Genomic DNA, 5,204 nt, shown 5'->3' with positions numbered 1-5,204 from the left:
ATCCGTCGCCAAGGCCGCAAAACACCTCGGCATAGGCAGATCAACAGCTTACAAGGTGATCAGAAACACAACGCAATAAGCCATGTTCAGGCTTCGTTCCTCCTTAGCGTGGTTTTACGAACAAACCTTCCGATGAGGCCTCTCTGGCGAGGCGGAGGTGTTTTTCCACGGTGGCCTGGGTCAATCCCATCAACAGCGCGGTGTCTTGCGTGGTTTTGCCATCGCCGACCCATTGCAGGGCCTCGCGTTGGCGTTTCGTTAGGCAGCGATGCGGTGGCGTGTAGGGCAGTGTGAGGATTTTCAGATGCGCGACATTGTTCATCAAGGTGATGTCCTGCCCGTGCTCTGCCCAAATCTCTTCGACTTCATCCTGGGTCATACCTTTGCGCGCGGCCAGCGAAATCGCGCCTTTGAAGCGCCGAGATGTGGAATGAAAGCTGACGGTATAGCCTGCGTTCAATCCAAATTTTTGGTTGAACAGCCGGACCTTACGGGCGTTCTCTGACAGTTGGCCATCACCGTCCATTTGTTGGGCCAATCGCCAGCTGCCCGCGCCTTCGTTGTGCAGCGCCCACTGCAGCATCGGCGCCTCAAAGTACAGGCCAGCATCAACAAAGCCGCCGATATATTCGGCGCAATGGTTGGACAGGATGGTGAAATCTTCGGGGTCACCAAGGGAGGTCGCCGTTTTATGACGCGTATAGCCATAGATCAGCCGCTCAAACCTATACGCATGCATCTGTCGGACGTGTTCATCCCAGAGCTCTTCGAGAGAGTTGACCGAGCACAGAAACTCAAGATACGCCTGTGGCTTCATGCAGAGGTCTCAGCCGTCAAATGCGCTTTCAAAGCGTCCAACGCCAAGACGTATCCGAGTGATCCAAACCCGCAGATTTGCCCAACTGCCGCGCGTCCGATGTAGGATTGGTGGCGAAAACTCTCCCGCGCGTGAATGTTCGACAGATGGACCTCCACAACCGGCAGCTCGATCGAGTAGATCGCATCCATCAGAGCGATAGAGGTGTGGGTGTAGGCGCCCGCATTAAGCACGACACCATCATGGCTATCTTTGGCGCCATGCAATTGGTCAATCAGCGCGCCCTCGTGGTTGGATTGAAAGCAAGTAACCTCCTGGCCAATCGCCGCCCCATGGGCAACGCAGCGTTGTTCGACCATTGCCAGTGTTTCGTGGCCGTAGACCTCAGGCTGGCGGCGTCCCAAAAGGTTGAGATTGGGACCGTTCAGAACCAGAATTTTCTGCATTGATGTTACCAATTTTGTCGGAAGCTCGCTGAGTGAATGCCGCACGCTGTAGGGGAGACGCCCCATTGAAGCCCTGTCAAACCGGGCCTGTACGGTTCCTTTTGTGCTGTTGTAACGGCTTTCATTGATCGATTGCAAGCTAGGAGTGCGCAATCCGCAGACACGTCGGGCCATGGTGGAAAACCTCGGCCCTGGACACTCTGATGCAGTGTGCTGGCTCAATTCAGGTCTAATCCAACCGTGCCCAGATCTGGCAACGTGCGGTTCTGCAACGAAGCGCCTGATTGTCGGATCGCCAATAGATCGCTCGCGTGTGGATCAGGCCGTGACGCAATGTCTGGCGTTGCGCAATTGAACGCTGCGTGCCAGCCTTGATAGAGCGGCTTTTGCTGCGGCTGCGCAATCTTACGAGACCAATATGGCACATTCGCAATCTGCTGATGATATGAACCTCGAACAACTGGCGGATTATCTTGCCGGGCACATCGCGGGGCTGCACCAAATCAACGCGGCGCGTAAGTTCCCCACTGGCCAGTCAAACCCGACCTATCTGTTGGACAGCAACATTGGCCCCTTGGTCCTGCGCCGCAAACCGGCTGGTGTGCTGCTCAAATCTGCCCATGCCGTGGATCGTGAATTTCGCGTGCAGGCCGCCTTACAAGAGAGCGCAGTGCCTGTTCCGCAAATGCTACACCTCTGCGTTGACGCTGATGTTCTTGGCGCAGACTTCTATATCATGAGTCATGTAACCGGCCGCAGTTTTGCGGATCCCACCATGGAGGGCGAAACACCTGCGGGCCGCGCGGCCATCATAGATGAGATGAGCCGTGTATTGGCGGCGATCCACAGTGTGGACCTCACAACCGCAGGCCTGATGGATTATGGGCCGCCGGGCAACTACTTCGAACGCCAGCTTACCCGCTGGAGCAAGCAGTATCGCGCCACCGAACTGGAGCCTGTCGCGGACATGGACCAGTTGATGACAGAGCTGCACAGGGCGCTGCCCGCCGACGACGGGCAAAGATGTCTGGTCCACGGCGACTACCGCATCGATAACATGATCTTCGATCAGCATTCCGCCACATGCCGCGCGGTGTTGGACTGGGAACTCTCGACCATCGGTCATCCGTTTGCCGATCTCGCCGCGGTGATCATGCAATGGCGATTGCCACCGGGGCAGGAGGGGCGTGGCCTCGCAGGTCTGGATCGCAGCGCCCTGGGGCTGATGTCTGATGCGGAATTTATCGCCAGCTATTGCGACCGCCGCGGCTTGCAAGGAATTGATAACTTTGGCTTCTATCTTGCGTTCAGCTTCTTTCGTATGGCGGCAATCCTACAGGGGGTGCGCAAGCGGGCCATTGATGGCAATGCCTCGGACCCAAAAGCTGCGGTAAAATTAGGAGCTTACGTTCCGATGTTCGCGCGGCTTGGCATGGATGCACTGGCATGAATCTGCACAGGTCTGTCGCATCGCCAATGTCTTTGGCGGCCCCTGAACATTGGCGAGGGTAGGGAGGCTGCACCATGACCACGGCCAACAGGTGCCAGCCCGTCTGCTGGCCAGCCGATTCACCACCTGCTGTGCGGCTGCGGGGGCGCATCACGTTAAACCTCTAGAGAGGCCTGTCGCCTATGTCTCAAAACCAATGATCTGTGGTGAAACCTCTCGACCGATTGGCCGGAACACGGCATGATACCCCAAAACACGATCGAGGCAGGAGCGCGACATGACACAAACGGATTGGATCACACTTGAACCGCGCGGCGACCGAGTGTGGGAGTTGCAGCTGGGCCGCGGCCCCGTCAATGCACTGACGCCGGAGTTTCTGGAAGATATTCGCCAGTGCTTTGATGATATCGCCGAGCGCAGTGATATCGGTGCATTGGTTTTAACCAGTCCTTTCAAGGTTTTCTCAGCCGGAATGGACCTAAAAGCTGCGCGCGAATTTGATGTGGTCCGCCAACGAGAGATGGTGAAGGGGCTAAACGAGGCCTTTCTCGCCATCTACCGCTGCCCCAAACCCATAGTGGCTGCCATAAACGGTGCGGCCATTGCAGGCGGGCTGTTTTTTGTCCTCTGCAGCGACGTGCGGATTGCGATGGCGAAGACCAAATTCGGTCTGGCAGAGGTAAAGGTTGGAGTTGATTTTCCGGTTGGCCCATTGGAAATCGCACGCTCGACGCTTGATACAAATATTCAACGTCGTCTGATGCTTACAGGGCAAACCATCGGGCCAATCGCGGCGCGCAACTTCAACATCGTCGATATCATCGCAGATGATGCAGAAGATTTGCATGGCTATGCGATGCGCGAGGCGCGCACTTTGGCCGAGCTGCCGCCAGGCGCTTTTGCGAAGATCAAACTGCAATTGCGCCAGGATACAATCGCCAAGATCGAAACCGCGATGACAGCTGGTGCAAATGACCCCGAAAATGGCTGGTTTACTGATGAAACCGCGCCAGCGATGTCCGCCATTGTTGCGGCCACGGCAAACGGGTAACCGGGAAGGGACGAAGACGTGACAAGCCGCGAGGACAACATAAGGGCATGGCAGCAACGCTATGTAAATGATGGGAAATATGCGGGAAGCGCTCTGCTGATCAAACGCCACGGTGAAGAAATTTTCTTCCATGCCGCCGGGCTGCGTAACGTTGAAGAACAGCTGCCGTTCACGCGCGATACTGTGGTCCGCATGTATTCGATGACCAAACCGATCACCTCGGTCGTTCTTTTGATGCTGCTGGAGCGCGGTCTTTTCCACCTCGAGGCGCCGGTTTCCGATTTTCTGCCTGGCTTCAGTGATATGCGGGCACTTATTGATGGTGCATCATCCATCGATCAAACGGTTGAATGCCGCTCACCGACGCTGCATGAATTGCTGACGCATACCAGCGGCTTAAGCTATCCGTTCAATCCCGGTGTCCTTGCGGAAGAAATGGCCAAGACGGATCTGATGTTCAAATCTGATCAGGCCAGTCTACAGGCGCAAGTCGCAGAATTGGCAAAGCTGCCATTGGCATTTCATCCAGGCACACGGTGGGAGTATTCTGTTGCCACTGACGTATTGGGCGCCGTGATTGAGGTGGTAACGGGTCGGGAGCTCGCTGACGTTTTTCGTGAGTTTGTTTTTGAGCCGCTGAAGATGTCAGAAACCGGATTTGCGGTCCAAGACGGAACGGGCAACAGGTTTGCATCGCTCTATACGCCGCTGGCTGGTGATGCCATGGCGCTCAACGCCGCGACGCCAGATGAAAATCAACTTCGTCTTGTAGAGGATTACCACAACAGCATTTATCGTGGATCAACAATGCGATCCGGCGGCGGTGGTTTGCTCGGCACGCTTGATGATTTCATGGCGTTTGCAGAAATGTTCCGCTGCGATGGACGCTGCGCTGACGGCGCCATCCTTAGCCCGTCGATCAGTCGGTTTATGCGCCGGAATCATCTGCCGGGCGACATTGCGTCTATGGGACCGCAGAGCTTTGCGGAGCAGCCCATGGATGGGATGGGATTTGGATTGGGCGGCGCGGTGGTGCTGGATCCAGCCAGAGCCCGCTGTCCGGGATCTGTCGGAGATTTCAGCTGGGGCGGCATGGCATCGACGTTTTTCTGGATCGATCCCGTTCTCGACCTGAGCGTGGTGTTCCTGACGCAATTGGCTCCCTCAAGCTCTTATCCCTCGAGGGCCGAGTTGAAAGCATTGGTGCACGGTATGATCGACAGTTGATGGGTCTATGTGCCCATCGGCCGACTATTTCGAACTAATAATTTACATAATACTGATTATAACACTCACGACTGTAGCTGCAAAGCGATAATGTCACCCGTGAGCAATTCAGGAATGTCACTCTACCCTCAAAAATCAATGAGGATGAGCGGATATGGGATGGGTGATGATGAGCGAGCGCGAGTTGAACCGCGTGGAGGTTTTAGCGCAAGT

At 55.8% G+C, this 5,204-nt stretch carries 5 protein-coding genes; 3 read left to right on the top strand and 2 right to left on the bottom strand.

The window, feature by feature from the left end:
- Positions 1 to 103 precede the first annotated feature (103 nt).
- Together Q0C28_RS12080 and aroQ are read right to left on the bottom strand one after the other, a co-directional pair.
- A complete protein-coding gene (locus tag Q0C28_RS12080) occupies positions 104 to 817 on the bottom strand; it encodes a LuxR family transcriptional regulator (protein WP_293576112.1) in 714 nt (237 codons plus the stop codon).
- Positions 814 to 1,263, bottom strand: a complete 450-nt coding sequence (gene aroQ, locus Q0C28_RS12075; protein WP_293576111.1) for a type II 3-dehydroquinate dehydratase — start codon at positions 1,261 to 1,263, stop codon at positions 814 to 816. Before aroQ ends, Q0C28_RS12080 begins: the two co-directional genes overlap by 4 nt.
- A 418-nt stretch (positions 1,264 to 1,681) precedes the next feature.
- On the opposite strand from aroQ, the gene Q0C28_RS12070 reads away from it, so the two are divergent.
- From Q0C28_RS12070 to Q0C28_RS12060, 3 genes are all read left to right on the top strand, one after another.
- Complete coding sequence (locus Q0C28_RS12070) at positions 1,682 to 2,713, top strand: phosphotransferase family protein (protein ID WP_293576109.1); 1,032 nt, start codon at positions 1,682 to 1,684, stop codon at positions 2,711 to 2,713.
- Between the two features lie 277 nt (positions 2,714 to 2,990).
- Positions 2,991 to 3,764, top strand: coding sequence for an enoyl-CoA hydratase/isomerase family protein (locus Q0C28_RS12065; RefSeq protein ID WP_293576107.1), 774 nt, complete (start codon positions 2,991 to 2,993; stop codon positions 3,762 to 3,764).
- 18 nt (positions 3,765 to 3,782) lie between these two features.
- Complete coding sequence (locus tag Q0C28_RS12060) at positions 3,783 to 4,991, top strand: serine hydrolase (protein ID WP_293576105.1); 1,209 nt, start codon at positions 3,783 to 3,785, stop codon at positions 4,989 to 4,991.
- Positions 4,992 to 5,204: the final 213 nt, after the last annotated feature.

Origin of the sequence: Phaeobacter sp., assembly GCF_022825805.1 — a bacterium.
Taxonomy (GTDB): Bacteria; Pseudomonadota; Alphaproteobacteria; order Rhodobacterales; family Rhodobacteraceae; genus Phaeobacter.
The sequence above is the reverse complement of the archived record's forward strand: the minus strand, read 5'-3'. Positions and strand labels throughout refer to the sequence as shown.

What these genes read in the sequence shown, in the direction of transcription:
- Q0C28_RS12065 (WP_293576107.1), top strand. Translation starts at nt 2,991, where the DNA reads ATGACACAAACGGATTGGATCACACTTGAACCGCGCGGCGACCGAGTG.
- aroQ (WP_293576111.1), bottom strand. Translation starts at nt 1,263, where the DNA reads ATGCAGAAAATTCTGGTTCTGAACGGTCCCAATCTCAACCTTTTGGGA.
- Q0C28_RS12080 (WP_293576112.1), bottom strand. Translation starts at nt 817, where the DNA reads ATGAAGCCACAGGCGTATCTTGAGTTTCTGTGCTCGGTCAACTCTCTC.
- Q0C28_RS12070 (WP_293576109.1), top strand. Translation starts at nt 1,682, where the DNA reads ATGGCACATTCGCAATCTGCTGATGATATGAACCTCGAACAACTGGCG.